This is a genomic window from Streptomyces sp. NPDC002870 (assembly GCF_042888505.1).
Lineage (GTDB): Bacteria > Actinomycetota > Actinomycetes > Streptomycetales > Streptomycetaceae > Streptomyces.
Map to the genome: position 1 here is coordinate 187,828 of NZ_JBIAPW010000010.1, position 25,725 is coordinate 213,552.

Here is a 25,725-nt window from a genome sequence, read left to right on the forward strand (position 1 = left end):
GACCAACCGGGACTGACAAACCAGGACTGACCGATCCGGAAAGGCAACCACGATGATCCCCCTCGGCCCCGGCGACCCCCTTCGCCTCGGCCCGTACCGTCTCGTCGGCGTACTCGGCGCAGGCGGCATGGGCCAGGTGTACTTCGGCCACGACAGCCAGGGCAGGCCTGCGGCCATCAAGGTCCTGCTGCCTCAACTCGCCCATGACCAGCATCTGGTGCAGCGCTTCCTGCGCGAGGCAGAAGCCGCCAGAGCGGTGACGGGCAAGGGGGTGGCGCGAGTCCTCGCGGCACAGACCGAGGGCGGGCGTCCCTGGATCGCATCGGAGTTCCTGGCGGGACCGACCCTGGACCAGGCCGTGCAGGCGTACGGCCCCTTCGCCGAACCGGCTCTCCGCGCGCTCGCCGCCTCGCTCGCCGGCACGCTCCAGGACATCCACGCCACCGGGCTGATCCACCGCGACCTCAAGCCGTCGAACATCGTGCTGACCTCGCGGGGCCCTCGCATCATCGACTTCGGCATCGCTCGGCCCGAGCACGGACTCACTCTGACCACCACGGGCCAGACCCCGGTGACACCTGGCTACGGTGCTCCCGAGCAAGTGCTGGGACAGCGCGTCGGAACGGCGGCGGACGTCTTCTCGCTGGGAGCCGTGCTGGTGTACGCGGCGAGCGGGCGCCAGGCGTACGAAGGCGCGCATGTGGCCGCGGTGCAGTACGAAGTCGTGCACGGGCAGCCGTACCTCGGCCACATCCCGGAGCACTTGCGCGTACTGATCGGACCGTGCCTTGCGAAGGATCCGGCCCACCGTCCCCTCCCTCCGCAGATCCGTACGGCCTTCGCACCACCGCGAGGCGCCGAACGGATCTGGCGGCAGGGGCCCATGGCCGCCGACATCCAGCACCGCGAGGCGGACGCCAAAGCACAGGCCACCCTCCCCGGGACGGTCGTAACGGCCGCGCCGAGCCGTCGGCGGCTGCTGGCAGGCCTGGCGACGGGGGCGGCAGTGCTGGCAGCCGGCGGAACGACCGCCTGGCTGATAGGAAGCGGCAAGGAGGACGGCAAGGACGGTGCGGACAAGAACGCCCTGAAGACCGGTTCGGCACCGGTGGTGCTGTGGGGACCACTCGCGGCAGCGGACGTGTTGAGCCCGGCGCCGTTGCCGGTGGGCGGAGTCGTGGTCGTCGGCATGCCAGACGAGGGCATCGCTGCGTACGACGCCGGTACCGGGAAGCAGAGCTGGGCGAAGCCCGACTTCGACGCGGATGCGGGCTTCCTCGCTCTGCCCGGCGGGCTGGTCCTTGCGAGCAGCAACGGCGAAGCAATCGGTCTCGACCCGTCCACTGGAACGGAGAGATGGTCGGATTACGCGGGGTGGGACACGCTGCTCGCGATGGACGATGAATCCCTGTACGTCCACTACGGCGAAGAGATCCGCTGCTACAACCTGGCAACACGCGAACAGCGGTGGATCGTCCCCTCACCGATCCGCGCCAACATCGACGCCAAAGCCCAGGGCGCCGTTGCCGGGAACCGGCTGGCCCTCTGCAGCGCGGAGGGTGACGCGGCCGTGCTCGACACCCGTACGGGCAAGAAGATATGGGCCCGCAACGACCTGGCTCTCCTGCCCACGAAACCGGCGATCCACAAGGACCTGGTCCTGCTGGGCAACGACACCTTGAAGACGGTGAGGCTGAGCGACGGCAAGGAGGTGTGGTCCATCTCCATGCAGGGACTTCTCAACAAAAACCGCTGGAGCCCGGCGACCGTTTCCGGAGCCTTTGTCTACGCGATCGACGGCAACGTCCTCCACTGCCGGCGCGTGAGCGACGGCGCGAAGGTCTGGACGCACGAGCTGAAGTTCCGCACATCGTCCGAGGCAAGTCCGCTGCTCCACGGCCGATACGTCTATGCGCGTGCCCTCGAGGACCCCGCCCTGGGGGTCGCAGCAGTCCGCAAGGACAGCGGCGAGCGGGCATGGTTCCACCCGCAGGACTGGCCAATTGACTCCATGGCAGCGGAAGGCAACCGCCTGTTCATCCTCGCCCACGAGGCGCTGACTGTGCTGTCCGTCCCGGCATGAGCACGGCTCCCGCTGCATCCCGGCGCGGGGAACTGCTCCCGCCGCGTCCCGGCATGAGCACTCCCCCGCGCCCGACCTGACCTTCAGCATCGCGACGATCGGCCGACCACCCGCCGGACGGGATCCGCCACTTGAGTAGGCTCCTGCTATTCGAGACCAGCCCGGGGGATTCACACATGGAACGAGCGCGCCTTGACGCTCCGCGCCAGATCGGCCCGTACCACCTGATCACCCGTCTCGATCCGACCGGCCCCGGCTTCCCGCCCGTACCCACGCGCCGCTTCATCGCGCGCAGCGCGGACGGCGACCGTACGGTGCTCGTGAGCGTCCCCCTCGAAGGCACCGACCCGGGACGCTTCCTCGTCGAAGCGGACGCGGCCCGCCGTCTGTTCGGCCCTTGGGTCTCCCCCGTCTCCGAGGTCTCGCCCCCGTCCGCCGCCCCCTGGTACGCCTGCCCCTACCTCCCCGCGCTGCCGCTTCCCGTGGCCCTGACCGTCCACGGCGGGCCGCTGCCCGAGCGGACGGTACGGGCACTGGGCGCGGCTCTGGCCGAGACGCTTGCGGGCGCACACGCCACGGGCATCACACACGCGGGTCTGTCCCCCGCGGCGGTACTCCTGGCCGGCGACGGCCCGCGCCTGACGGGCTTCGGCGCGGTACGCGCGGCAGCCCCGGACGGCGAACAGCGCACCGGCGTCCCGGGACTGGAACCTGGCAGCCTGGCCCCGGAACAGGCCTCGGGCGGCCGCCCGCGCCCGCCGGGCGACGTCTATGCGCTGGGCGCCGTCCTGGCGTACGCGGCGACGGGCCACACGGTCCCGGAGCGTTCCGAACTCCCGGAATCGCTGCGGGGGTTGATTTCGGCCTGCCTGACCAGGGACCCCGCGGACCGCCCCTCTGCCGGCGCGCTCCTCGCCGAACTGGCGCCCGCGCCCCCGCACGCCACAGTCGTGAGCTCGGCGGGCTCCATGCTGACCGCGGGCTGGCTGCCGGGCCGTATCGTCGCGGCGATCGCCCGCCAGTCCTCCCATGTGCTCGCTGCCGAACTCCGCATCTCCCCCAGGAACTGACGCGATGCTGTCCCCTCTCACCCACAACGATCCTGCCCAGCTCGGTGGGTACCGCCTGATCGCCCGCCTGGGCAGCGGCGGCATGGGCACGGTGTACCTGGCGCGCTCCGACGGCGGCCGTACCGTCGCGCTGAAGACGATGCACGCGGGCATCGCCGCCGACGCCGACTTCCGTACGCGCTTCCGCCTGGAGACGGACGCGGCCCGCATCATCGGCGGCCACCACGGAGCGACGGTCGTCGACGCGGATCCGCTGGCCGAAACCCCCTGGCTGGCAACGGAGTACGTCCTGGGCCCGCCACTCGACGACGCGGTCTCGCTCTCCGGCCCACTCCCCGAGGCGTCAGTCCGGGCGCTGGGCGCAGCCCTGGCCGGAGCACTCGCCCAGCTCCACGGCTCCGACGTGGTCCACCGCGACCTCAAGCCCTCCAATGTCATGATCACGGCATACGGCCCCAAGATCATCGACTTCGGCATCGCACGGGCGGCAGGAGACGACCGCCTCACTCGTACGGGAGCGGCAGCGGGCACCCCCGCCTTCATGTCGCCCGAGCAGGCCACGGGCCAGGAGCACACCCCGGCGGGAGACGTCTTCGCTCTGGCGGGCGTACTGGTCTTCGCCCTGACAGGCCACGGCCCCTTCGGCTCGGGCGCCCCCGCGGACCTGCTGTACCGGGTGCGCTACGCAGACCCCGACCTCACCGGCGTACCAGAGTCGCTGCTCCCCATCCTGACGCGCTGCCTCTCCAAGGACCCCGGCCAGCGGCCCACCACAAGCGAACTGGCCATCCAACTCCACGACGGTCAGGGCCAATTCGCCGACCATCTGCCCGACACCCTCCTCGCAGAGATCGCCCGCCGCGCGGCAGAGGTCTGGCAGTACCACCCGTACCGCCTCCCGACTCCGCCGGACCACGCCCTCGCCGAGGGCATCCAGAACGGCAGCCCACGCGCCATGTCGCGCCGCAAACTCCTGGCCGTGGGCGGCAGTTCCGTACTCGGCCTGGCCGCAGTCGGAGCAGGAACCTGGTCATGGCTCAGGCAGGACAGCACCGATCCAAAGGCAGCACCCACCGCTCCGAGCAGCCCCAAGTGGGACTTGATCTGGCAGATGAAGACCGACTATGGAATCAGCCCTCGAATTCCGTCTGCTCCGCTCCTCCTGGACAACGTGGTCGCTGTGGCGGAGAGCGCCAGCTCCCTGCAGGCCCTGGATCCCAAGACAGGCAAGACGAAGTGGTCGGACCCGGATGTGTACCGCTTCCATCAAGTCGCCACGGACGGCCGGCAGATCTATGCCATCGAGTACCCCTTCGAAGAAACCGATCCGCTCGCCATCGGCACGGTCGATCTGGCCACCGGAGAGCTCAAGGAACCCTTCATCCGGCTGAAGGACCTGAGGGGACGCCTCTTCGAGAATCAGTTGCTCTGCGCCACGGACAGCGCTGTCTACGTGGTGGGAGGCCGAGGACGCGTATCGACCGACGGATTCCGGGGCGACCAGTCCTGGTTCCTGCTCTCCCTCGACAGCCGCACGGGCAAGGAGCTCTGGACTCAGCCGCTCCCCGCAAGACCGGACAAGTCCGAACGCCTGCACTTCCTGTCCGCCCAGGTCCAGGGGGAGCATCTTGTACTCGTCCAGCAGTCCGCGGACGGCAGGCTTCGCCTTGTCGTCCGCAACGCCCGCACCGGCAAGTCCCTGTGGAACAGGGCGCTTGACGGCAAGGGGCCGGCTTTCAGTCGAGCGAGTCTGGCGGTGGACGAGAATCACGTGTACCCGGCCGCGGGTGAACTCATCGCTCTCAACCTGCGTGACGGCAAGGTGGCGTGGCGTTTCGAAGAGGGACGCTCCGGAGCCGCCTACAGCCCGCCGAGCGTCAAGGACGGCGTTGTGTACGCAGTTGAGCAAGTCCGGGGCGTCATCTCGGTCCGTGCCGACACCGGGAAGTTGCGCTGGGCCGAGAAGGACCGCAAGGACACGACGACGAAGCTCGACGCTCCTCCCGTCGTGGGAATCAAGTACGTGTACAGCAAGTCTTCCTCGGGACTCATGGCCGCAGATATCCGCAGCGGCGTCGCATCCCGTCCTTTCAAAGCTGCCGGTGCCCGGTACTTCACGCATGAATCCACCAAGCGACTCATCGCTCTGGGCGACGAATACGCCGCCGGTTACCCCCTCCAGTGAACACACAGAAAGCACCGCGGCCATGAAGCCCCTGCAAACCGGAGACCCGATCCGACTCGGCCCGTACCGCCTCCTCGGCATACTGGGCGAGGGAGGTATGGGCAAGGTCTACGTCGGGCAGGACGGCGAGGGGCGCCCTGCCGCTGTGAAAGTCCTGCATTCCCACCTGATGCACGACCAGAACCTCGGGCAACGATTCGTTCGCGAAGCCCAGATGGCCCAGGCTGTCACCAGCGAGGGCGTGGCCCGCGTCCTTGAAGTTCAGACCGAGAGCGGGCGCCCTTGGATCGCCACCGAGTTCCTGGCGGGCCCGACCCTCGACGATGCCGTCCGCTCGCACGGGCCGCTCGACGAGCCGTTGGTACGAGAGCTCGCGGCGGCGCTGGCCCACGCACTCCAGGACATCCACACCGCCGGCCTCGTCCACCGCGACCTGAAGCCCGCCAACATCGTGCTCACTGCGGCAGGTCCCCGCATCATCGACTTCGGCATCGCCCGCCCCGAGCACGGTCTCACGCTCACCACCACCGGCCAGGTCCCGGTGACGCCCGGCTACGGAGCCCCCGAGCAGGTGCTCGGCCAACGCGTAGGACCGCCCGCCGATGTCTTCTCCTTGGGTGCTGTACTGGTTTATGCGGCGAGTGGACAACGTGCGTATGAGGGTTCACACGTCGCTGCCGTGCAGTACGAGGTCGTCCACAGTGAGCCGCGCCTGGACCGCGTACCGCCCACTCTTCAACCGTTGATCGGTCCGTGCCTCGCCAAAGACCCCTCGTTGCGGCCGACCCCGGACCAGATTGCCCGGTTCTTCGCCCCGCCCCGAGGCTCCGAACGTGCCTGGCTGCGGGGCCCACTCGCACAGGACATCACGACGCGCGAGCGCAGCCTCCACCGGATGACCACGCCGCCGGGGTCAAGTGCACCGCGTTCCGTGTCACGACGCCGTCTGTTGACGACCCTCGCGCTCGGCGCCGCCGGCGGCGGCACAGCCGCATGGTGGAGCTGGAAGGCGGGCGGTACCCGGAGGGATCCCTTCGACATCCCTCCGGCCGTGAAGACCCCGAAAGCCCACGTCCTGTCCGCGAAGAAAGGTGACTACGTCCTGGGCGAGACTCCCGATCCACTCTGGAGCCTCACATCAGCTCTCGGCGATGACTCGCCTGCGCCCCTGCCCGTGCGCGACGTCATCATCGTCGGGGCCCCAAAAGGCGGCATCGCAGCGCACAGCGTCGTCGATGGCAAACTCCGGTGGTCTGCGCCCGAGGCTGTGGCCGCTCACCGATACCTGTCACTCTCCGATGAACTGGTAGCAGCCATCGATCAGAGCGGCACCCTACTGACCTTCGTCGCGTCGACGGGCGAGCCCAAGTGGACGGCTCCCGCGGACGCCTCCTCCATCCTCGCCGCGGACGACGAAGCGGTGTATGTAGTCACCAAGGACAGTCGTCTGCGCAGCATCGGCCGGTCCGATGCCAAGATCCGCTGGACAGTCCGGATCGAGGCTGATCTCGGCACGAAGGCCACGTCACGCGGCATCACGGCACATGGCCGCCTGGTCATCACCACGGCGGACGGAGACATCGTCACCGTCGACACCAGCAGCGGTCGCAAGGTATGGGACCTACGCAAACAATCCGACCACCGAGTAGGCGTTGCCACCTCAGGGCGCTCCCTCTTCGTGACCGGAAAGCGCCTCTACGCTCTCGACATCACTGATGGAAAGGAACGCTGGGCCGCCAAGAACCCACGTCCACCGGGCGGCGTCCCGGTCTCCTGGGGCCCTCCGACCATCCATGGCTCGTACCTGTACGCAGCCATGCTCGGACTTCCTCTGCGCTTCGGCATCCGCGACGGGAGCCGGGGTGGCTGGGTGTATGAAGGCCTGTTTGAATGCGACCCCCCCAGCCCACTTGTCGTTCAAGGCAATGGGTTCTGGTCAGTTGCCGTCAATAAAACAGGAGGGGGAATAAACGTCCTCGACCAGACCAACGAACTCCACCTCTCCTCCTGGGTGTTCCCCATCATCAAGAACACCGACGCCTATTGGCTCGTGGCCGACGCTAATCGCGTCTTCCTCCTGGACGGCAACTCGCTCTCCGCGCTCCCGGTCTTCTGAAGCGGCGGGCCGAGGCCTCGCCACCGACGAGGACTCGGTCTACGCCGCCTCGCTACCCAGGCCCGATACACCACCCGGCGGCGCTGCTCACCCACCGCCTCACCGAACTTCTGCCACCGCCGCTCGCAGCAACGCCGCAACATGAGCGCCCGGACCCCCTCCAGAACTGCGACCTCTGCGACCGCGCCTTCCGCGCTCCAGAGCCCGGCCGGTGCAGAAAATGCCCCCCCACCGACCGAGGTCTCAGCACCTGCTGGGCGGCCCCGCGCGGTTCGGCTCCACGAGGCCCCACCCACGAGGCGGTAGCCCTAGCGGTGTTCTGAGCTGGCTCAGGGTGCAAGCTTGGGCACCCCGTCGACCAAGCGGACGTTCTGGCAGCACAGATCGGCGGCGACATTTGCGCGCGGCGGCGTTGACGAAAGTTCAGTGACCATGTCGCTCACGGCGTCCTGAACGACCTCAAATGGGTTGAAGAACCCAGACGACGTGCCCCCTGACCCACCCTCGCTCGGCAGCAAAGCATCCTCCCCGTTTAACCCAAAGCTTCAGTGACCACTGTAGCGAGCACCAGTGACACGACGCATCTACACATTGCACCCGCACATGCAATGCGCGTCACACCGCTACGAGTTGGGGACCGCCACCGCCGCCTGAGGCCTGATCGGGAGGCGGTTGATCGGGCGGCCCGTTGCCGCCCGTACCGCGGAGGCGACCGCCGCCGGGGACGTCACCACCGGGGCCGCGCTTGCCGGCTTTGCTCCGAAGGGGGCCACCACGTCGCGTTCCTCGACCAGTTTGACGATGCGAATGTCCGGGGCGTCCAAGGATGTCGGGAGTGCGTAGCCCGTCAGGTCCGGGTGGCGGACCAGGCCGCGGGCCGTGCGGAGGTTTTCTGTGAGGGCCGTTCCCACGCCCTGGGTGACGCCGGCCTCGATGCGGGCGGTCAGTTGGGCCGGGTTCAGGACACGGCCGACGTCCTGGGCCACCGCCATCTCGACCACGCGGATCGAGCCCAACTCGATGTCCACGTCCACCACCGCGCGGATCGCGCAGAAGGCGAGGCCCACGAAAGCGTCGCCCTGGCCCGACTCGTCGAGGGGCTCCGTCGGGTGGGGGCGGCACTGGGCCGTTGCCCAGAGTTCCTTGCCGTCCATCGCCTCCGTCACCGTCGTCGACAGCACGCCGTCGTACGACGTGATCTTGCCGTCGGTGATCTGGAGGAGTTCGGTGGACATGCCGAACTTGTGGGCCAGGGGCTGGAGCAGTTGCGTACGTACCATCTTCGCGGCGCGTTCGACCGCGCCGCCCGAGACCCAGGTGTGGCGGCCGTGGGCCGCCGGGCCCGCCGGGGGCTGGTCCGTGTCGACCGAGGCCACGTGGACCTCCTCGATGCCCAGCGTCTCCTGGACGATCTGGCGGGCGAGGGTGGAGAAGCCCTGGCCGGTCTCCACCGCCGCGCAGATCACCGTCGCGATGCCGTCGTGGACCTTGACCGTTGCCGTGGAGACTTCGTCGGCGCCTTCCGCACCCAGCATGTGGACCATGCCCAGCGCGTAGCCGACTCCGCGGCGGATGGCGCCGGGTTCGCCCGCGCCCTCCGGGCCGCCGGGGAGCAGCCAGTCGTTCTCGGGGCTGTCCTTGGGGAGGGAGGGGAGCGGGAAGTCCCGGACCGAGCTGAGGAGTTCCGCGACGGGCGCAGGGCAGGTGACTGTCTGGCCCGTGGGGAGGATGTCACCGGTCGCGAGCGCGTTGCGCAGCCGCAGTTCGGTGGGGTCGACGCCCAATTTCCCGGCGAGTTTGTCCATTTGGGCTTCGTACGCCGCGCACACCTGCATCGCTCCCTCGCCACGCACATGGCCCGAGGGAGGGTTGTTCGTACGGACCGCCCAGCCCTCGATGAAGGCGTGCGGGACGACGTACGGACCGCAGGCGAACGCGACCGCGGCCGCGAGCGACTCGGAGGACGCGTCGGCGTACGCGCCCGCGTCGAGCAGCAGTTGGGCCTCGACCTTGACCAGGTGGCCCTCGGCGTCCGCGTGGTGGCGGTAGCGCAGCAGCGTCGGATGGCGGTGGGCGTGGCCGAGGAAGGACTCCTCGCGGGTCGCCGTCAGTTTGACCGGGCAGCCGGTCTTCAACGCCAGCAGGCCGAGCGGGAGTTGGAAGCCGGGGTCTTCGCGGTCGCCGGTCGCGCCCGGGACGCCCGTGACCACGACCTTCACCCTGTCCGGCTCCAGGCCGAAGCACGCGGCCGCCAGATCGCGGTCGGTGTGCGGGTCGGTCGAGGCGACGTACAGCTCCACGCCGCCGTCGGGGCGCGGGACGGCCAGGCCGGCCTCGGCGCCGATCGGGGCCGGGTCCTGGCGGCCGATGCGGTAGAGGCCCTCGACGATCACCTCGCCCGTCACATCGGGGTCGCCGTAGCGGAGGGGGATGTGGCGGATCAGATTGCCGTCGGGGTGCAGGGGCTCTGCGGCGAAGGCCTTCTCGGGGTCGGTGACCGGGTCGAGCACCTCGTACTCGACGGCGATCGCCGCCGCCGCGAGGCGGGCCGTGTCGGGGTGGTCCGCGGCGACCGCCGCGATCGCCTCGCCGTGGTGACGTACGAGTTCGGAGGCGAAGACGGGACGGTCGGCGATACGTCTTCCGTACGCCGTATCACCCGGAATGTCCTCGTGCGTCACCACCGCCCGCACGCCCGGCATCTCCAGCGCCGCCGAGGTGTCGATCGAGCCGATACGCGCGTGCGGGTGCGGGGAGCGCAGGATCGCCGCCCACAGCAGGCCCTCGGCCCACAGGTCGGCGGCGTACGGAAACGTGCCCTCGGTCTTGGCGCGGGCGTCGGCCGGCGGCAGGGACGCGCCGAGGCCGTGGGCGGGAGGCTCCGTCTGGGGGCCGTCGACCGTCCGGGGCGTCGTCGTCGTGGTGGTGGCCGCGTCGTTGCTCACGCCATGCCTCCGTCGTGCGGGTGGGGCTGCACACTACCTGCGCCAGGGGGCGCCTGGTGCGGAATGCGGGCTTCCTCACTCGCCTCTGCGGCGGTCGCGGCACTCGCCGCGCGCTCGGCGGCCACTTCGCGTACGGCGTCGAGGACGCCCCGGTAGCCGGAGCAGCGGCAGAGGTTGCCGCAGAGGGCCTGGCGGGTCTCGAGCTCGGTGGGGGCGTGGTTGCCCTCGAGCAGGTCGTGGATGGTCATGGCCATGCCGGGGATGCAGAAGCCGCACTGGACCGCGCCGCAGCCCGCCAGGGCTCGCTGGACGTCGGAGGGTTCGCCGTCGCTGGCGAGGCCCTCGACCGTACGGACCTCGGAGCCGGCGGCGGTCGCCGCCGGGACCAGGCAGGAGGCGACGAGACGGCCGTCGACCTGGACGTTGCACGCGCCGCACTCGCCCTGTGAGCAGCCGTCCTTGGCGCCGGCGAGGCCGAGGCGCTCGCGCAGTACGTAGAGGAGGGATTCGCCGATCCAGGCGTCGGTGACGGGGCGGTCGGTGCCGTTGACCCGCAGGACGAAGGAGGTCGGCGGGTGTTCGTCGCTGCCCGTGGAGGAGGTGGGGGCGGGCGCCTCTGGAGGTTCTGCGGCCTCGTCGGGGCTCGTCGGCGCCTCGGCCTCGGCCTCGGCCTCGACCGCTTCCGGCTCCTGTACGGGCTCCGGCTGCTCGGCCACCGCGGCGGGCTCCGGCTCCGGAGCCGTCGCCCAGGGCGCGGCCGCTCCGCCCGGCAGCGTCGCCGGGGGCTCCTGTCCGGTCGCCCACGGGGCCGCCGCCCCGCCCGGCAGAGTCGCGGGCGGGCTCGTCGTACCCCAGTGGGACGCCAGCGAAGACGTCGTGAACTCGCCGGACTCATCGGGCAGATCGCCGTCCGCCACCGGAATCGTCCACTGACCGGTCAACTCGGAGGCGGACGCGGGCTCGACCGGCTGACCGGCCGGCTCGGCGCCCGTGAAGGTCCACTGGCCCGTGGCGTGCGGGTCCACATGCTGCTCGGCGCCCGCGGGCTCCGGCCACTGCACCGCCGGCTCCCCCGTCGCCTGCTGCCCGGCCCAGCCGTCCGTCGCCGCCGGATCGGCCGCGGAGAGCGGGGTCAGGGGCATGATCATCGGCGGTACGTAGCCGTGTCCGGGCGCTTCGAGCGGCGCCGCGTCCAGCGCGCTCTCGGGCGGCAGCTGCAGAAAGGCGGTGGCCTCGGCGTCGTACTCGCCGCCTTGAGGCGTGGGCTCCCAGCCTCCCTGCTCCGGCGGGCGTCCCTGCTCCGGCGGGCGTCCCTGCGGGTTCTCCTCATTGCTCACGACAGCGCCCTCCCCAGTGCACGTCGGGCCAGCGCGGCGACAGTGCGCCGCACATGCAGTACGGCGGGCGGCAGCACGGGCTGCTCCTCGCCCTGCGCGGCCGGGGCCGGATCCGGGATGCACGCCGCCGCGACGTACTCACCGAAGGCCGCCAGCGCCTCGCTCGCGAGGCCGCGCTCGCCGTCCCAGTCGATCAGTGACGCGATCCACCGCTCCGCCTCCAGCGGCCGCAGCGGCATCGGCGCGATCGCGCCCACCGCGCAGCGCACGCCGCGCCGCGCCGGGTCGAGGACGACGGCGACGGATGCGGTGGCACGGCCGGGGCCGGTGCGGCCGGTGGCCTTCAGGAAGACCTGCGGGGCGTGCAGGAGGGGGATGCGTACGAAGCCGATGAGTTCGGCGGGGGCGAGCATCTCCCGGCCCGCCAGCAGATGGGAGACGGGGATCTCGCGGCGTGCGCCGCCGGGCCCCGCGATCACCAGGTCGGCGTCCAGGGCGGCCAGCACGGGCAGCGTGTCGCCCGTCGGGGCGGCCGTGGCGATATTGCCGCCGAGCGTGCCCGCATTACGGATCTGGGGCGGACCCGCGGCGCGCGCGGACGCGGCCAGCGCGGGGATGAGGGCCGCGAAGTCGGGCCGTCCCATCCGGGCGTGGGTCAGTCCGGCGCCGAGCAGCGCGTGTCCGTCCTGGTAGCGCCAGCCGCGGATTTCGCTGATGCGGCCGAGGCCGACGAGGCCGGCCGGACGGAGCTGGCCCTTGTTGACTGCGGCCATGAGGTCCGTGCCGCCCGCGACAGGCACGGCGGCGGGCATGGCGGTCAGCGCCGCCACGGCCTCGTCGAGCGAAGCCGGCAGCGTCACCGACTGCCCCGTCTGCGGTGCGTGCGTGGTCACCCAGCTGCCCCTTCCCGGTGTCCCGGCTGTCCCGCCTGTGTTGCCGTACCGTACGTGCTCACAGCCCGGACGTGGCAACTCTGGCACATCTTCCGCGCCGACCGGCGAGAGGGTCCGCGAAGGGCAGATCCGTACCGGATGTACCGGCTCGCGCCGATGGTCCGGTTTGCAACATCCTCGCCGCCACGTGCGGATTGCCACTCTTCGTCGACCCTCGTGCGACTTATTCCTTACGGCTTTCCACGCTCCCAGGATCCCGGGCGCGGGAGATGCGTCTTTGAGCCGGGCTCACACGTTTGGGGGCGCACCCTCGATCGGGCGTCCGATCACCCCCGGTCGCTTCTGCCACGGCAACGGGCCACCGGGGGGCCGGTAGTCGACCCCGAGCGCGTCAAGGCGCTTGTAGTGGGCGGTCATTCGCCGCTCGAAATCCGCGAAGTCGCGCTCGGCGGGGGCGGGCAGGGCGGACCAGGCGACCTCGGCGAAGGCGGCGAGCCGCGGGAAGACCTGGTAGTCGACGCGGGAACGGTCCTGCATCACCTCCGTCCAGACATTGGCCTGGGTGCCGAGGATGTGCGCGGCGGCCTCGGGCGAGAGGGCCGGGGGGACGGGCTCGAAGCGGTAGACGTCCTCGAGGGTGCGTACGTATCCGATGGGCATCGGCTCCTGTGCGCCGCCGTGCTGACGGTGGTCCAAGTACACCTGCTGCTCGGGGCACATGACGACGTCGTGACCGGCCTCGGCGGCGGCGATGCCACCGCCGTATCCCCGCCAGGAAGAGACGGCGGCGCCGGGCGCCAGGCCGCCCTCCAGGATCTCGTCCCAGCCGATGAGGCGGCGGCCGCGGTCGGCGAGCCAGGTGTCGAAGTGGCGGATGAACCACGACTGGAGCTCGTCCTCGTCGGCCAGGCCGAGTTCCCTGATACGGGCCTGGGCGGCCGGGGACGCCTTCCACTGATCCTTGGGGCATTCGTCGCCCCCGACGTGGACGAAGGGCGAAACGGCGGCGGGGAAGAGGCCGAGGAGCTCCTCGAAGACGCCCTCGTAGAAGCGGAGGGTGTTGTCAGTGGGGGCGAGTACGTTCGGGTTGATGCCCCAGTTGTCCCAGACGGAGAGGGTTGTCGTGTCGATGACGTCGGTGTTGCCCAGTTCTGGATACGCGGCGATGGCGGCCTGCGAGTGGCCGGGGATGTCGATCTCGGGGACGACGGTGATATGCCGCTCGGCGGCGTACGCGACGATCTCGCGGATGTCGTCCTGGCTGTAGTAGCCGCCGTGCGGCCTCTCGTCCCAGAGCTCGGAGGCGCGGTGACCGTATTTGGTGCGTGTCCGCCACGCGCCGACGTCCGTGAGCCTGGGATAGCGCTTGATCTCGATGCGCCAGCCCTGGTCGTCGGTGAGGTGGAAGTGGAAGACGTTGAGCTTGTGGGCGGCGAGGAGGTCCAGATAGCGCAGGACGTCGTCCTTGGGCAGGAAGTGCCGTGATACGTCGAGCATCAGGCCGCGCCAGGGGAAGCGGGGTGCGTCCTCGATGACCTGGTGCGCAATGCCGCGCCAGGCTTCCGGATCGACGCAGGCCCGGCGGTGGGCGTCGGGGCCGAGGAGCTGACGGAGCGTCTGGGCTCCCCAGAACACCCCGGCCGCGGTGCCGCCCACGATCTCGACGCCGGATGCCACCGACAGCCGGTACGCCTCGGGCTCCAGGGACGGATCGATCCGCAGCGTGATGGTGTGGCCGGCTCCCGCCACCCCCGGGGGGAGTTCGCGCCCCAGGGCGCTGCCGAGGGTGCTGCGGAGCCAGCGGGCGACGCCCTCGGTGCCGGGCGCCGCCGCGAGTGCCGTACCGGTACCGAGCACGAAGGGGGTGCGGTACGGGCCCTCGACGGCGCGCGGCGCGGGGATCAGATCCGTAAGGCTCATTGCGTCAGTCCTTCACCGCGCCGCCCAGGCCGGAGACCAGGCGTCGCTGTACGAGTACGAAGAAGACGAGCACCGGCACGGTCATCACGGTGGACGCCGCCATGATCCCGCCCCAGTCGTTCTCGTCCGGCTTGAAGAAGACCAGCAGCGCCATCGGCAGCGTCGACTGTGAGGTGTCGCTGATGATGAAGGACTTGGCGAACAGGAAGTCGTTCCACGTCGAGATGAACGAGAACACGCTCGTCGCCACGAGCCCCGGGAAGACCAGCGGGAAAAGGATCTGCCACAGGAAGCGGGTCCGGCTCGCGCCGTCGATGTACGCCGCCTCTTCCAGCGCCTCCGGGACCGCCTTCACGAAGCCCCGCAGCATCCAGATCGCGAACGGCAACGAGAAGGCGATGTGCGGCAGGATCAGCGAGCCGAGGGTGTTCAGCTGGCCGAAGTCCCGCATCAGGAAGAACAGCGGGATGGTCAGCGCCTCGATCGGCACCATCTGAGCGACCAGGAACATGATCAGCAGGGTCGTCCTGAACTTGAAGCGGAACCGGGTCACCGCAGTCGCCGCCAGGAAGGCGATCATGGCGGACGCGATCACCACCACGCCGGCCACGAACAGGCTGTTGAGGAAATACCGGCCGAATTCCTGCTGTTCGAAGACGCGGCGGAAGGAGTCGAGCGAGGGGGAAAGCGTCCAGGGGCGTGCCTCGGTGGACTGGATCTCGCCCGCCGGCTTGAACGCCGAGAGCACCATCCAGTACAGCGGGAAGGCCACGACGACCGCGATGACGAGCGCCGACGCCTCGGCGGCGAGCCGCCAGGGGCGGCGAATGCTGGGCAGGCTCACAGTTCTTCTCCCTGGCGTCGCAGCAGTCGCAGATACACGAGGGTGACCGCCAGCAGAATCAGCAGCATCACGACGCCGATGGCCGAGCCCAGGCTGTACTGGGAGGACGCGAAGGCCTTCTGATAGGCGTACACATTGAGCACGAGATTCTGGCCGGCGATGCCGCCGCCGTTCGTCATCACGTAAATCTGGGTGAAGACCTTGAAGTCCCAGATGATCGACTGAATCGTGACGACGACGAGAATGGGGCGGAGCATCGGGGCGGTGACGGAGCGCCAGATCCGCCACTGGGATGCGCCGTCCAGCGAGGCCGCCTCCAGGACTTCCGAGGGGATCGCCTTGATGCCCGCGTACACCGTCACCATCACGAACGGGAACGAGCACCAGACGACTTCGAGGAGTACGAGCGCGAAGGCGCTGTAGCGCCCGTACGTCCAGGAGAAGTCGCCGAGGCCGAGGAGACGGTTGGCCGGTCCGTAGTCGGGGTCGAAGAGGAAGACCCAGACGGTGGAGCCGGTGATGGCGGGGGTCGCCCAGGCGCCGAGGGCGGCGAGCATGAGGGCGAGGCGCGGGAGGGCGCGTACGCGCGTCAGCAGGACGGCGAGGGCACAGCCGGCGGTGAGGGTGGCGAGCACGCAGGCGGCGGCGAAGACGACGGTGGCCAGCAGGACCTGCCAGAACTGGCTGTCGGCGAGGAGCGTGCGGTAGTTGCCGAGGCCTTGGAAGGTGGTCGGCTCGCCGCCGCTGACTTGTGCCTGGGTGTACTCGAGGAAGGAGATCAGGCCGAGTTGGTAGATCGGGTAGACGAGGAGCCCGGCGATGACGACGAGTGCGGGGGCGAGGTACAGCCACGGGGTCCCGGAGCCGGTCCGCCGCCGCCCGCGCCGCGCGCCCCCATCGCCGGAGGACGAACGCCCGCCCGCCTTCCGGGCGGTGGGCACGCGCCCGGGCCGCCCCTCGGCCCGCCCGACGGTGCCGGCGGTGCCGACGGTGCCGACGGTGCCGACGACGGAGGAGCCGCCGAGGGACGCGCCCGGCGCGGTGGAGGCCGCGACCGTCCCGCCGGACGCGCCCGCGTCACGGGCAGCCGCCGAAGCGCCGGCCACCGGTCCGGTCCCGCCGGACGCGCCCACGTCACGGGCAGCCGCCGAAGCGCCGGCCACCGGTCCGGTCCCGCCGGACGCGCCCACGTCACGGGCAGCCGCCGAAGCGCCGGCCACCGGCCCGGTCCCGCCGGACGCGCCCACGTCATGGGCAGCCGCCGATCCCGCACCACCGGGAGACGCAGCGGCCCCGGCCGACGGTCCTGCCGTGTCAGCCGCCGCGGTCCCAGCCGACGCGGGCGCGCCGTCGGTTGGCCGTGGTCCCCGCGGCGGGGCCGCGGGTTCGCGCGGGCTTGGGGTGTCCGGGGCGGTCGGCCCCGGTTCCGTACCGTTCGTCATCGTGCTCAGCCCGCCGCGGCGAACGCCGTGTCCATCTTCTTCGCCGCGTCACCCGACGCCGCCGCCACGTCCTTCTTGCCGCTGACGATCTCCTGGAACATCGTCGGCAGCACCAGCGACGCGTCGATCTGGCCCCAGCCCGGCGAGGCCGGCACGAACTTCGCGCCCGCGCCCAGCGTCCGTACGAACGGCTCGACGAACGGCTCCTTCTTCGCGACCTCCGCCCGCACATCCGTGTACGTCGGTAGGAACCCCATCGCGTCGAAGAGCTTGCGCTGTGTCTCCTTGCCGGTGAACTGCTTCATCAGGTCAACCGCCAGCGTGCGGTGCGAACTGCTCTTCAGTACGCCGATGTTGTTGCCGCCCGCGAAGGCCGGCGCGATCGAGCCCGCCTTGCTGCCCGGCAGCGGCACCACCGCGTACTTGCCCTTCACCGCGCCCGCCTCCACCGCCTGGTGGCTGAAGTCGCCGCCGATCGCCATCGCCGCCTTGCCGGAGGCGAAGGCCGTCACCGTCGCGTTGCCGCCCATCGACGCGCACTTCGCGGCCGGGCAGTTGTCGTCGCCGAAGAGCGAGGTGTACGCCGTGATGCCCTTCTGCGCGGCCGGGCTGTCGATGGCCGCCTTGTACGAACCGCCGCTCTCCTGCGCCAGTTCGCCGCCCTGCGCCCAGATGAAAGGCATCGCGCCGTAGGTGTACGCGCCGCCGACCGCGAGCCCGTACAGCTCCGGCTTCGCCTTGTGGATCTTCTTGGCGGTGGCGATCAGCTCGTCCTGGCTCTTGGGGGCCGCGATCCCCAGCTCCTTGAAGACGTCGGTGCGGTAGTACAGCGCGCGTACGCCGACGAAGAGCGGGGCGCCGTAGATCTTGCCGTCGACCGTGACCGACTGCCTGGCCGTCGGGTCGGTGTCCTTGGCCTCGGCCCAGGCGGTGAACTCCTCACCGACGTCGGCGAGTCCGCCGTCCTTGACGTAGCCGGCGGTGTCGGTGTTGCCGTACTCGATCAGATCCGGCGCGCTCTTCGGGTCGTTGAAGGCGGCCTTGATCCGCTGTGCGCGGGTCTCGACCGGTATGTACTCGACCTCGACCTCGGCGCCCTTGTTCGCCTTGCGGAACGCGGCGACTGCGGCGTCGACGACCTGCTCCTTGGGCTTGTTGTTGACCTCCTGGAAGAGCCAGACGCGCAGGGTGCCGCTCTTGTCGTCCCCTTTGGCGCTGTTGTCGGAGGTCTGGGGGGCGCAGGCGGTGGCGGTGAGGCCCGCCAGCACAAGTGCCGCGGACGGGGCGGCAATTCGGGCGATGAGCTTCATGCGTGGTTCCCCTACGAATAGGCGTTGCAGCATGCGCAACGGGCGTTTCGTTCTGCACAACACGCAGGAGGCTAAGGGCGCGCCAACATCCGGACAAGAGGTCTCAACCACTCTGTGACCGGCAGACGCACCCCGTGCAACGCAAACGGCCCCCGGGGCGCGCGTGAATGCGCGTCCCGGGGGCCGTCCCCCGCGGAAGGACTACTTCTTGTCCTTGCCGCTCTTGTCCTTGTCGCCGCCGGTGCTCATGGACTCGTAGATCTCCTTGCACATCGGACAGACCGGGTACTTCTTGGGGTCGCGCCCCGGTACCCAGACCTTCCCGCACAGTGCCACCACGGGAGTGCCGTCGAGGGCACTCGCCATGATCTTGTCCTTCTGGACGTAATGGGCGAAGCGCTCGTGGTCGCCGTCGCCGTGCGACGTCTGTGGTGTCGGCTCTACGAGGGTCCCCGTGCCTGTCCCGCGCTCGGGCTCAAGAGTGCTCATAACTGCCAAGGGTACTGAAGGCCGCGCCGCTCAGTTCAGCGAAGGGTCGTCCGGGTACGTCGCGAACATGGCGAGCTCGTTGCGCTGCCGTCGCAGCACCGCCCGCCACAGGCTCTCCGGACGCGGCGACGACACGTCGCCCGGCTCGGACTCGACGACGTACCACGCGCCCTCGTTCAGTTCGTCCTCCAGCTGACCTGGGCCCCATCCGGCGTACCCCGCGAAGATCCGCAGCGATCCGAGCGCCGCGCCGAGCAGCTCCGGCGGGGCCTCCAGATCGACCAGACCGATCGCGCCGTACACCCGCCGCCAGCCGAGCGGCCCCTCGTCGCCCGGTATGACGGCGACGCCCAGCGCCGAGTCGAGGGAGACCGGGCCGCCCTGGAACACCACGCCCGGCTCGCCCGTCAGCGCGGCCCAGGACTCCAGGATGTCGCCGACGACCACCGGGGTGGGCCGGTTGAGGACCACGCCGAGCGAGCCCTCGTCGTCGTGGTCGAGCAGCAGAACCACCGCCCGGTCGAAGTTCGGGTCCGCAAGGGCGGGGGAGGCGACGAGCAGCCGCCCTGTGAGCGAGGACACCTCGGTCATGCGAGACATGATCTCGCATCTTCGCCCTCTGCGGGGAGCGGGCGGCTGAGTGTGAGCGAGCGCAGCTCAGGACGCGACAGGAGCGGGCGGTGCGCAGGCCTGGGGCGGTCACTCTCCGCGAGATCGCGGCAACCCAGCGTGTTGTGCCCAATTCATTACGCCCATGGAGGGTCCTTGGCCTTACGGGACAGGGGTGGACGCCCCTTACCCTTTGCACTGGCCCCCTGCCCGCCTCCCCCTCGCTCCGCTGGGGGGACCCTCCGGAACGCGAGATTCATGACCGGCACAGACGATGTACTGCTTGTCCACGGCGGAACCCCGCTGGAGGGCGAGATCCGCGTCCGCGGCGCGAAGAACCTCGTGCCAAAAGCGATGGTCGCAGCTCTTCTGGGCAGCGAGCCGAGCCGACTGCGCAACGTGCCCGACATCCGTGATGTGCGCGTCGTACGCGGATTGCTGCAGCTGCACGGTGTGACGGTCCGGCCCGGTGACGAGCCGGGTGAGCTGGTACTCGACCCGTCGCACGTCGAGAGCGCGAACGTCGCGGACATCGATGCGCACGCTGGCTCTTCGCGCATCCCGATCCTCTTCTGCGGCCCGCTGCTGCACCGGCTCGGCCACGCCTTCATTCCGGGTCTGGGCGGCTGCGACATCGGCGGCCGGCCCATCGACTTCCACTTCGAGGTGCTGCGCCAGTTCGGCGCGACGATCGAGAAGCGGGCCGACGGCCAGTATCTGGAGGCCCCGCAGCGGCTGCGCGGCTGCAAGATCCGGCTGCCGTACCCGTCGGTCGGCTCGACCGAGCAGGTGCTGCTGACGGCGGTGCTGGCGGAGGGCGTCACCGAGCTGTCGAACGCGGCGGTGGAGCCGGAGATCGAGGACCTCATCTGCGTACTGCAGAAGATGGGCGCGATCATCTCCATGGACACCGACCGGACGATCCGGATCACCGGTGTCGACAAGCTCGGCGGCTACACCCACCGGGCGATCCCGGACCGCCTGGAGGCGGCGTCCTGGGCGTCGGCGGCGCTGGCGACCGAGGGCAACATCTATGTGCGCGGCGCGCAGCAGCGCTCGATGATGACGTTCCTCAACACCTACCGGAAGGTGGGTGGCGCGTTCGAGATCGACGACGAGGGCATCCGCTTCTGGCACCCGGGTGGCTCGCTCAACGCGATCGCCCTGGAGACGGACGTGCACCCCGGTTTCCAGACCGACTGGCAGCAGCCGCTGGTGGTGGCCCTGACCCAGGCGGCCGGCCTGTCCATCGTCCACGAGACGGTGTACGAGTCGCGGCTCGGCTTCACGTCCGCGCTCAACCAGATGGGCGCGCACATCCAGCTGTACCGCGAGTGCCTGGGCGGCTCGGACTGCCGCTTCGGCCAGCGCAACTTCCTGCACTCGGCCGTCGTGTCGGGCCCGACGAAGCTCCAGGGCGCGGATCTGGTCATCCCGGACCTGCGCGGCGGCTTCTCGTACCTGATCGCGGCGCTCGCGGCGCAGGGGACGTCCAGGGTGCACGGCATCGACCTGATCAACCGCGGCTACGAGAACTTCATGGAGAAGCTCGAGAAGCTGGGCGCGAAGGTGGAGCTGCCGGGCGGCAGGCTCGTCTGACCCCCGGGGGCGCAGCCCCGGCCACACTCGGCCGGGGCACGGCCCCGGCCACACACGCCGAAGGGCGGCCACCCCGGCAGGGATGGCCGCCCTCTGGCTTGCCTGGGCTGCTTGCTTGCCCTGGGCTGCTTACTTGCCCTTGGCGGCTTCCTTGAGCTTGGAGCCCGCGGAGACCTTCACGCTGTAGCCGGCCGGGATCTGGATCGGGTCGCCGGTCTGCGGGTTACGAGCGGTGCGAGCGGCACGGTGGGTGCGCTCGAAAGTCAGGAAGCCGGGGATCGTGACCTTCTCGTCGCCCTTGGCGACGACCTCGCCGACGGTCTCGGCGAGAGCGGCCAGCACGGCGTCGGCGTCCTTGCGGGTCACCTCGGCGCGGTCGGCCAGCGCGGCCACCAGCTCACTGCGGTTCATGTTGTTACTCCCGTGTTCTTCTTGCCTGTGAGGCGTGAGATCGAAGCCGATGCTGCCAGGGCCCTCGGACAGTCCCCGGACCCGGGTCTGCTGTCAGACCCTCGCGCCCGAATACGCATCCTGCCCCCACCAGCGGCGGGAAAGCCAATCCGGCACCCTCCGGAGTCACACGAAAAGCGCCACGGCCTCGTCGTGGTGACGTTCCGTCCACTCGGTGGAGACTCCTTGGAGCCGCGAGCCGCGGGGCTCATGGTCCGCCACCCTAGAGCGGCAGTCGCGGAGCCGCGACTCGCGACGCGCCGGGCGTCACGCCGACGTGTGGCCCGTCACAGCCGCTCCGGCCGCCTTCGCGGCGGTGCGGACAGCTCCCGCGACCGCTCCGGCGACCTTGTCGTTGAAGACGGACGGGATGATGTAGTTCGGGTTGAGTTCGTCCTCGGTGACGACGTCCGCGAGCGCGGCCGCCGCCGCGAGCATCATCTCCGTGTTGACCGTGCGGGACTGTGCGTCCAGCAGGCCGCGGAAGACGCCCGGGAAGACCAGCACATTGTTGATCTGGTTGGGGAAGTCGGAGCGACCCGTAGCCACAACTGCCGCCGTCTGACGGGCGATTGCCGGGTCGACCTCCGGGTCGGGGTTCGCGAGCGCGAACACGATTGCGCCGTCGGCCATAGCCGCGACGTCCGCCGCCCCCAGCACGTTCGGGGCGGAAACTCCGATGAATACATCCGCGCCGACGACCGCTTCCCTGAGCGTGCCGGTGACGCCCTCGGGGTTGGTGTTGTCGGCGATCCAGCGCAGCGGCGACTCGGGCTCCGCGTCCACCAGGTCCGCGCGGACGGCGTGCACCACGCCGTGGATGTCGGCCACGACAGCGTGCTTGACACCCGCTGCGATCAGCAGTTTCAGGATGGCGGTACCGGCGGCGCCCGCGCCGGACATGACGACCCGTACGTCACCGATCGCCTTGCCGACCACACGCAGCGCGTTGGTCAGCGAGGCGAGGACGACGATCGCGGTGCCGTGCTGGTCGTCGTGGAAGACCGGGATGTCCAGCGCCTCGCGCAGCCGCGCCTCGATCTCGAAGCAGCGGGGCGCCGAGATGTCCTCGAGGTTGATGCCCGCGAAGCCGGGGGCGATCGCCTTGACGATCGCGACGATCTCGTCGGTGTCCTGGGTGTCCAGGCACAGCGGCCAGGCGTCGATGCCGGCGAACCGCTTGAAGAGGGCCGCCTTGCCCTCCATCACCGGGAGCGCGGCCATCGGGCCGATGTTGCCGAGGCCGAGCACGGCGGAGCCGTCGGTCACCACCGCGACGGAGTTGCGCTTGATGGTGAGGCGGCGGGCGTCCTCGGGGTTCTCGGCGATGGCCATGCAGACCCGCGCGACGCCCGGGGTGTAGATCATCGAGAGATCGTCACGGTTGCGGATGGGGTGCTTGGACTGCATCTCGATCTTGCCGCCGAGGTGCATCAGGAACGTACGGTCGGAGACCTTGCCGAGGACGACGCCCTCGATCTTGCGCAGTTCCTCGACGATCTCGTCGGCGTGGGTGGTGGAGGTCGCTGCGATGGTGACGTCGATCCGCAGCTTCTCGTGGCCGGAAGCGGTCACGTCCAGGCCGATCACAGAGCCGCCGGAGGACTCCACGGCCGTGGTGAGCTCGGAGACCGCGGTACCGCTCGCGGGGACCTCCAGCCGGACCGTCATCGAGTACGAGACGCTGGGCGCCGTTGCCATGACCGGGTTCCTCTGCTTTCGCTAGCTTCATTGCCATGCGGCCGCGGCTGGTGCCCGGCGACGCTCTCCGATGTTCGCACCTACCTGCGGGTAGCAGGTAATAGTGGTCGTTTTGTTTTCGGAAAGCATTTTCCACCATACGAGAGGCGGTCGTTCCGGCGGAAGCACCCAACGAAACAGGTCCGCGTCACCTCGCGGTGACACGGACCTGCCTCTGACGAATAGGTGGCACCGACCCGCCATGCTCGCCTCGCGGCAAGTGGTCGCTCGTAGCGACGAAGGTTGGGCCCGGGGGCTTGGATCGAGCCGGTGCCACAACCAGGCTAACACTGTGCTTTTCCCTTGGGACGCCCCCGGACCCCCAACCCCGGTAAGTGATTCACGCAACGCGGGTGACTCCCCATCAGTCCCGCAGCAGGTCCGGCACACCCTTCGTGTCCGGCTCGTCGCGGCGGTCCGAGATCACCGTCAACTGCTGGGTCGCCCGGGTCAGCGCCACGTACAGCACCCGCAGCCCGGCCGGGGACTCGTCCGCGATCTCCGCGGGCGAGACGACGACCGTCGCGTCGTACTCCAGGCCCTTCGCCTCGAGCGAGCCGAGCGCGACCACGCGATCACCGAGCCCGGCCAGCCAACGCGCCGCCTGCTCGCGCCGGTTCATCGCGACGACCACGCCGACCGTGCCGTCGACCCGGTCAAGCAGGCGCTGGGCCTCAGCTCGTACGGTCTGGGCCGGATTCCCGTCCCGTACGACCGCGAAGTGCGGCTGCACGCCCGTGGAGCGGACCGCGGACGGGGACTCCATGCCCGGCATGGCGAGCGCCAGCACCTTGGCCGCGAGCTCGGCGATCTCAGCCGGGTTCCGGTAGTTGACTGTGAGCCGGAAACGACGGCGCGGGCGGGAGCCGAGTGCCTCGTCGCGGGCCTCGGCCGCCTCGTCCGGGGACGACCAGGACGACTGCGCCGGGTCGCCGACGACCGTCCAGGTGGCGTGCCGGCCGCGGCGGCCGACCATCCGCCACTGCATGGGGGTCAGGTCCTGCGCCTCGTCGACGATGACATGCGCGTACTCGGTACGTTCCTGCGCCAGCCGCTCGGCCCGTTCTCGCTGGGTCTCCTCGCGCTGCGGCATCAGCTCCTCCAGACCGGTGAGCTGGTCCAGCGGATCGAGTTCGCGTCTGCGCCTGGGGCGGGCCGGGGTGCCGAGCAGCGTCTGCAGTTCGTCGAGGAGCGCCACATCGTGTACGGACAGGGCCTCGCGGCGCAGTGAGCGGGCCAGGCGGCGCACCTCGCCGGGATTGAGGATCCGGCGGGCCCAGCGGCCGAGCTGCCTCTCGTCGGCCATCGCGGTGAGCACCCGTCGGGGGGTGAGCTCGGGCCACCAGGCGTCCAGGAAGCCGATGAAGGCGTCCTCGGTGGCCACGTCCTCGTCGAAGGAGGACCGCAGCTCGGCGGCGAGCTCCGGGTCCGTGTGCCTGGTCCCTGCGCCCGACTTGGCGTACAGGGCGTCGAGCAGCAGCCTGCGGGCGCGCGGGCGCATCAGATTGACCGGCGCGGTGCCGCCGAGAACGTTGTGGCGGATGCGCTGGAGCTCGTCGGCCTCCAACTCGATGCGCCGCCCGAACGCGACGACGCGCAGCCGGTCCGGGCTGTCCCCCAGCTCCAGCGCGCCCCGCGCGACCTTGCGGAGCACCTTCAGCATGCGCGAAGAGCCCTTGACGCGGGCCACGGCAGGCTCGTCGTACGCCGTGGCCTCCACGCCGTCCACCAGATTGCCGACCGCGCGGATCGCGACCTGCCCCTCCTCGCCCAGCGAGGGCAGCACGCCCTCGGTGTACGAGACGAGCAGCGGGGTCGGCGAGACGATCAGGATGCCGCCCGCGTACCGCCGGCGGTCCTGGTAGAGCAGATACGCCGCCCGGTGCAGGGCCACCGCGGTCTTGCCGGTGCCCGGCCCGCCCTCCACATAGGTGACGGACGCGGCGGGGGCCCGGATCACCAGGTCCTGCTCCGCCTGGATGGAGGCGACGATGTCCCGCATGGTGTGGCTGCGGGCCTGCCCGAGCGCCGCCATCAGCGCGCCGTCCCCGATGACCGGGAGCTCGGCCCCGTCCAGCGTGGCGACCAGCTCCGGGCGCATCAGGTCGTCCTCGACGCCGAGGACCTTGCGGCCCTTGGAGCGGATCACCCGGCGGCGTACCACCCGGCCCGGATCGACCGGGGTCGAGCGGTAGAAGGGCGCGGCGGCCGGGGCGCGCCAGTCGATGACCAGGGGCGAGTAGTCGGCGTCGAGGACTCCGATACGGCCGATGTGCAGGGTCTCCCCGATGTCGGCCGTGTTGTCCGCCCGTACGGCGCCGTCGGCGGGCTCGACCGAGGTGTACGCGCCGTCCGGGCCCCTCTTGCCGTCCTTGCCGTGCAGCAGGTCGATCCGCCCGAACAGGAAGTCCTCGAACTCGTTGTTCAGCCGGTTGAGGTGCACGCCCGCCCGGAAGACCTGGGCGTCCCGCTCGGCGAGGGCGCCCGGCGTGCCGACCTGCCCGCGTTTGGCGGCATCGTGCATGAGGAACTCCGCCTCGTGGATCTTCTCCTCGAGGCGGCGGTACACCTGGTTCAGATGTTCCTGCTCGATACCGATCTCGCGGTCTCGTACGGAATCGAGACCGGGATCAGCGGTTTCGACAGCGGCATCCTGCGCGGCCACCGAGGCCCCCTTCTGACGTGCACTGGGC

The 25,725-nt window shown here is 70.2% G+C and carries 17 protein-coding genes; 5 read left to right on the forward strand and 12 right to left on the reverse strand.

The window, feature by feature from the left end; genetic code table 11:
• Positions 1-52: 52 nt before the first annotated feature.
• The 4 genes from ACFYWY_RS15620 to ACFYWY_RS15635 all read left to right on the forward strand — a co-directional run bounded on the left by ACFYWY_RS15620 (position 53) and on the right by ACFYWY_RS15635 (position 7,454).
• Positions 53-2,083, forward strand: coding sequence for a protein kinase (locus tag ACFYWY_RS15620; RefSeq protein WP_389185630.1), 2,031 nt, complete (start codon positions 53-55; stop codon positions 2,081-2,083).
• Positions 2,084-2,259: 176 nt separating this feature from the next.
• The gene (locus ACFYWY_RS15625; RefSeq protein ID WP_389185633.1) at positions 2,260-3,153 is read left to right on the forward strand and encodes a serine/threonine protein kinase; all 894 of its coding nucleotides are present in this window, start codon (positions 2,260-2,262) and stop codon (positions 3,151-3,153) included.
• A gap of 4 nt (positions 3,154-3,157) precedes the next feature.
• The gene (locus ACFYWY_RS15630; RefSeq protein ID WP_389185636.1) at positions 3,158-5,338 is read left to right on the forward strand and encodes a PQQ-binding-like beta-propeller repeat protein; all 2,181 of its coding nucleotides are present in this window, start codon (positions 3,158-3,160) and stop codon (positions 5,336-5,338) included.
• Between the two features lie 22 nt (positions 5,339-5,360).
• Entirely contained in the window at positions 5,361-7,454 is a 2,094-nt protein-coding gene (locus tag ACFYWY_RS15635) for a protein kinase (RefSeq protein ID WP_389185639.1), read from the forward strand.
• Positions 7,455-8,077: 623 nt separating this feature from the next.
• Here the strand turns inward: ACFYWY_RS15635 and ACFYWY_RS15640 are convergent.
• From ACFYWY_RS15640 to ACFYWY_RS15680, 9 genes are all read right to left on the reverse strand, one after another.
• Positions 8,078-10,399, reverse strand: coding sequence for a xanthine dehydrogenase family protein molybdopterin-binding subunit (locus tag ACFYWY_RS15640; RefSeq protein WP_389185642.1), 2,322 nt, complete (start codon positions 10,397-10,399; stop codon positions 8,078-8,080).
• Complete coding sequence (locus ACFYWY_RS15645) at positions 10,396-11,736, reverse strand: 2Fe-2S iron-sulfur cluster-binding protein (RefSeq protein ID WP_389185645.1); 1,341 nt, start codon at positions 11,734-11,736, stop codon at positions 10,396-10,398. Before ACFYWY_RS15645 ends, ACFYWY_RS15640 begins: the two co-directional genes overlap by 4 nt.
• Positions 11,733-12,629, reverse strand: a complete 897-nt coding sequence (locus ACFYWY_RS15650) for an FAD binding domain-containing protein (RefSeq protein ID WP_389185648.1) — start codon at positions 12,627-12,629, stop codon at positions 11,733-11,735. Before ACFYWY_RS15650 ends, ACFYWY_RS15645 begins: the two co-directional genes overlap by 4 nt.
• A 288-nt stretch (positions 12,630-12,917) precedes the next feature.
• Positions 12,918-14,549, reverse strand: a complete 1,632-nt coding sequence (locus ACFYWY_RS15655) for a beta-N-acetylhexosaminidase (RefSeq protein WP_389185651.1) — start codon at positions 14,547-14,549, stop codon at positions 12,918-12,920.
• A 4-nt stretch (positions 14,550-14,553) separates the two neighbouring features.
• On the reverse strand, positions 14,554-15,393 hold the full coding sequence (locus ACFYWY_RS15660; protein WP_389185654.1) for a carbohydrate ABC transporter permease: 840 nt from the start codon (positions 15,391-15,393) through the stop codon (positions 14,554-14,556).
• Complete coding sequence (locus ACFYWY_RS15665) at positions 15,390-16,334, reverse strand: carbohydrate ABC transporter permease (RefSeq protein WP_389185781.1); 945 nt, start codon at positions 16,332-16,334, stop codon at positions 15,390-15,392. The genes ACFYWY_RS15660 and ACFYWY_RS15665 overlap by 4 nt, the downstream gene beginning before the upstream one ends.
• Before the next feature lie 506 nt (positions 16,335-16,840).
• Positions 16,841-18,145, reverse strand: coding sequence for an extracellular solute-binding protein (locus ACFYWY_RS15670; protein ID WP_389185658.1), 1,305 nt, complete (start codon positions 18,143-18,145; stop codon positions 16,841-16,843).
• A gap of 201 nt (positions 18,146-18,346) precedes the next feature.
• Positions 18,347-18,634 carry a DUF3039 domain-containing protein gene (locus ACFYWY_RS15675; protein ID WP_215092098.1) on the reverse strand — a complete coding sequence of 96 codons (288 nt, stop codon included), beginning with the start codon at positions 18,632-18,634 and terminating at the stop codon, positions 18,347-18,349.
• A 30-nt stretch (positions 18,635-18,664) separates the two neighbouring features.
• The gene (locus ACFYWY_RS15680; RefSeq protein ID WP_389185661.1) at positions 18,665-19,225 is read right to left on the reverse strand and encodes a YqgE/AlgH family protein; all 561 of its coding nucleotides are present in this window, start codon (positions 19,223-19,225) and stop codon (positions 18,665-18,667) included.
• 276 nt (positions 19,226-19,501) lie between these two features.
• Between ACFYWY_RS15680 and murA the strand changes: the two genes are divergently transcribed.
• On the forward strand, positions 19,502-20,842 hold the full coding sequence (gene murA, locus ACFYWY_RS15685) for a UDP-N-acetylglucosamine 1-carboxyvinyltransferase (RefSeq protein ID WP_389185664.1): 1,341 nt from the start codon (positions 19,502-19,504) through the stop codon (positions 20,840-20,842).
• Positions 20,843-20,971: 129 nt separating this feature from the next.
• On the opposite strand, the gene ACFYWY_RS15690 is transcribed toward murA, so the two are convergent.
• The 3 genes from ACFYWY_RS15690 to ACFYWY_RS15700 all read right to left on the reverse strand — a co-directional run bounded on the left by ACFYWY_RS15690 (position 20,972) and on the right by ACFYWY_RS15700 (position 25,697).
• Positions 20,972-21,253 (reverse strand): HU family DNA-binding protein, encoded by a 282-nt coding sequence (locus tag ACFYWY_RS15690; RefSeq protein ID WP_004571953.1) that lies wholly within the window; start codon positions 21,251-21,253, stop codon positions 20,972-20,974.
• 306 nt (positions 21,254-21,559) lie between these two features.
• Positions 21,560-22,993, reverse strand: coding sequence for an NAD-dependent malic enzyme (locus tag ACFYWY_RS15695; RefSeq protein WP_389185667.1), 1,434 nt, complete (start codon positions 22,991-22,993; stop codon positions 21,560-21,562).
• 403 nt (positions 22,994-23,396) lie between these two features.
• A complete protein-coding gene (locus ACFYWY_RS15700; protein WP_389185670.1) occupies positions 23,397-25,697 on the reverse strand; it encodes a HelD family protein in 2,301 nt (766 codons plus the stop codon).
• Positions 25,698-25,725 lie beyond the last annotated feature (28 nt).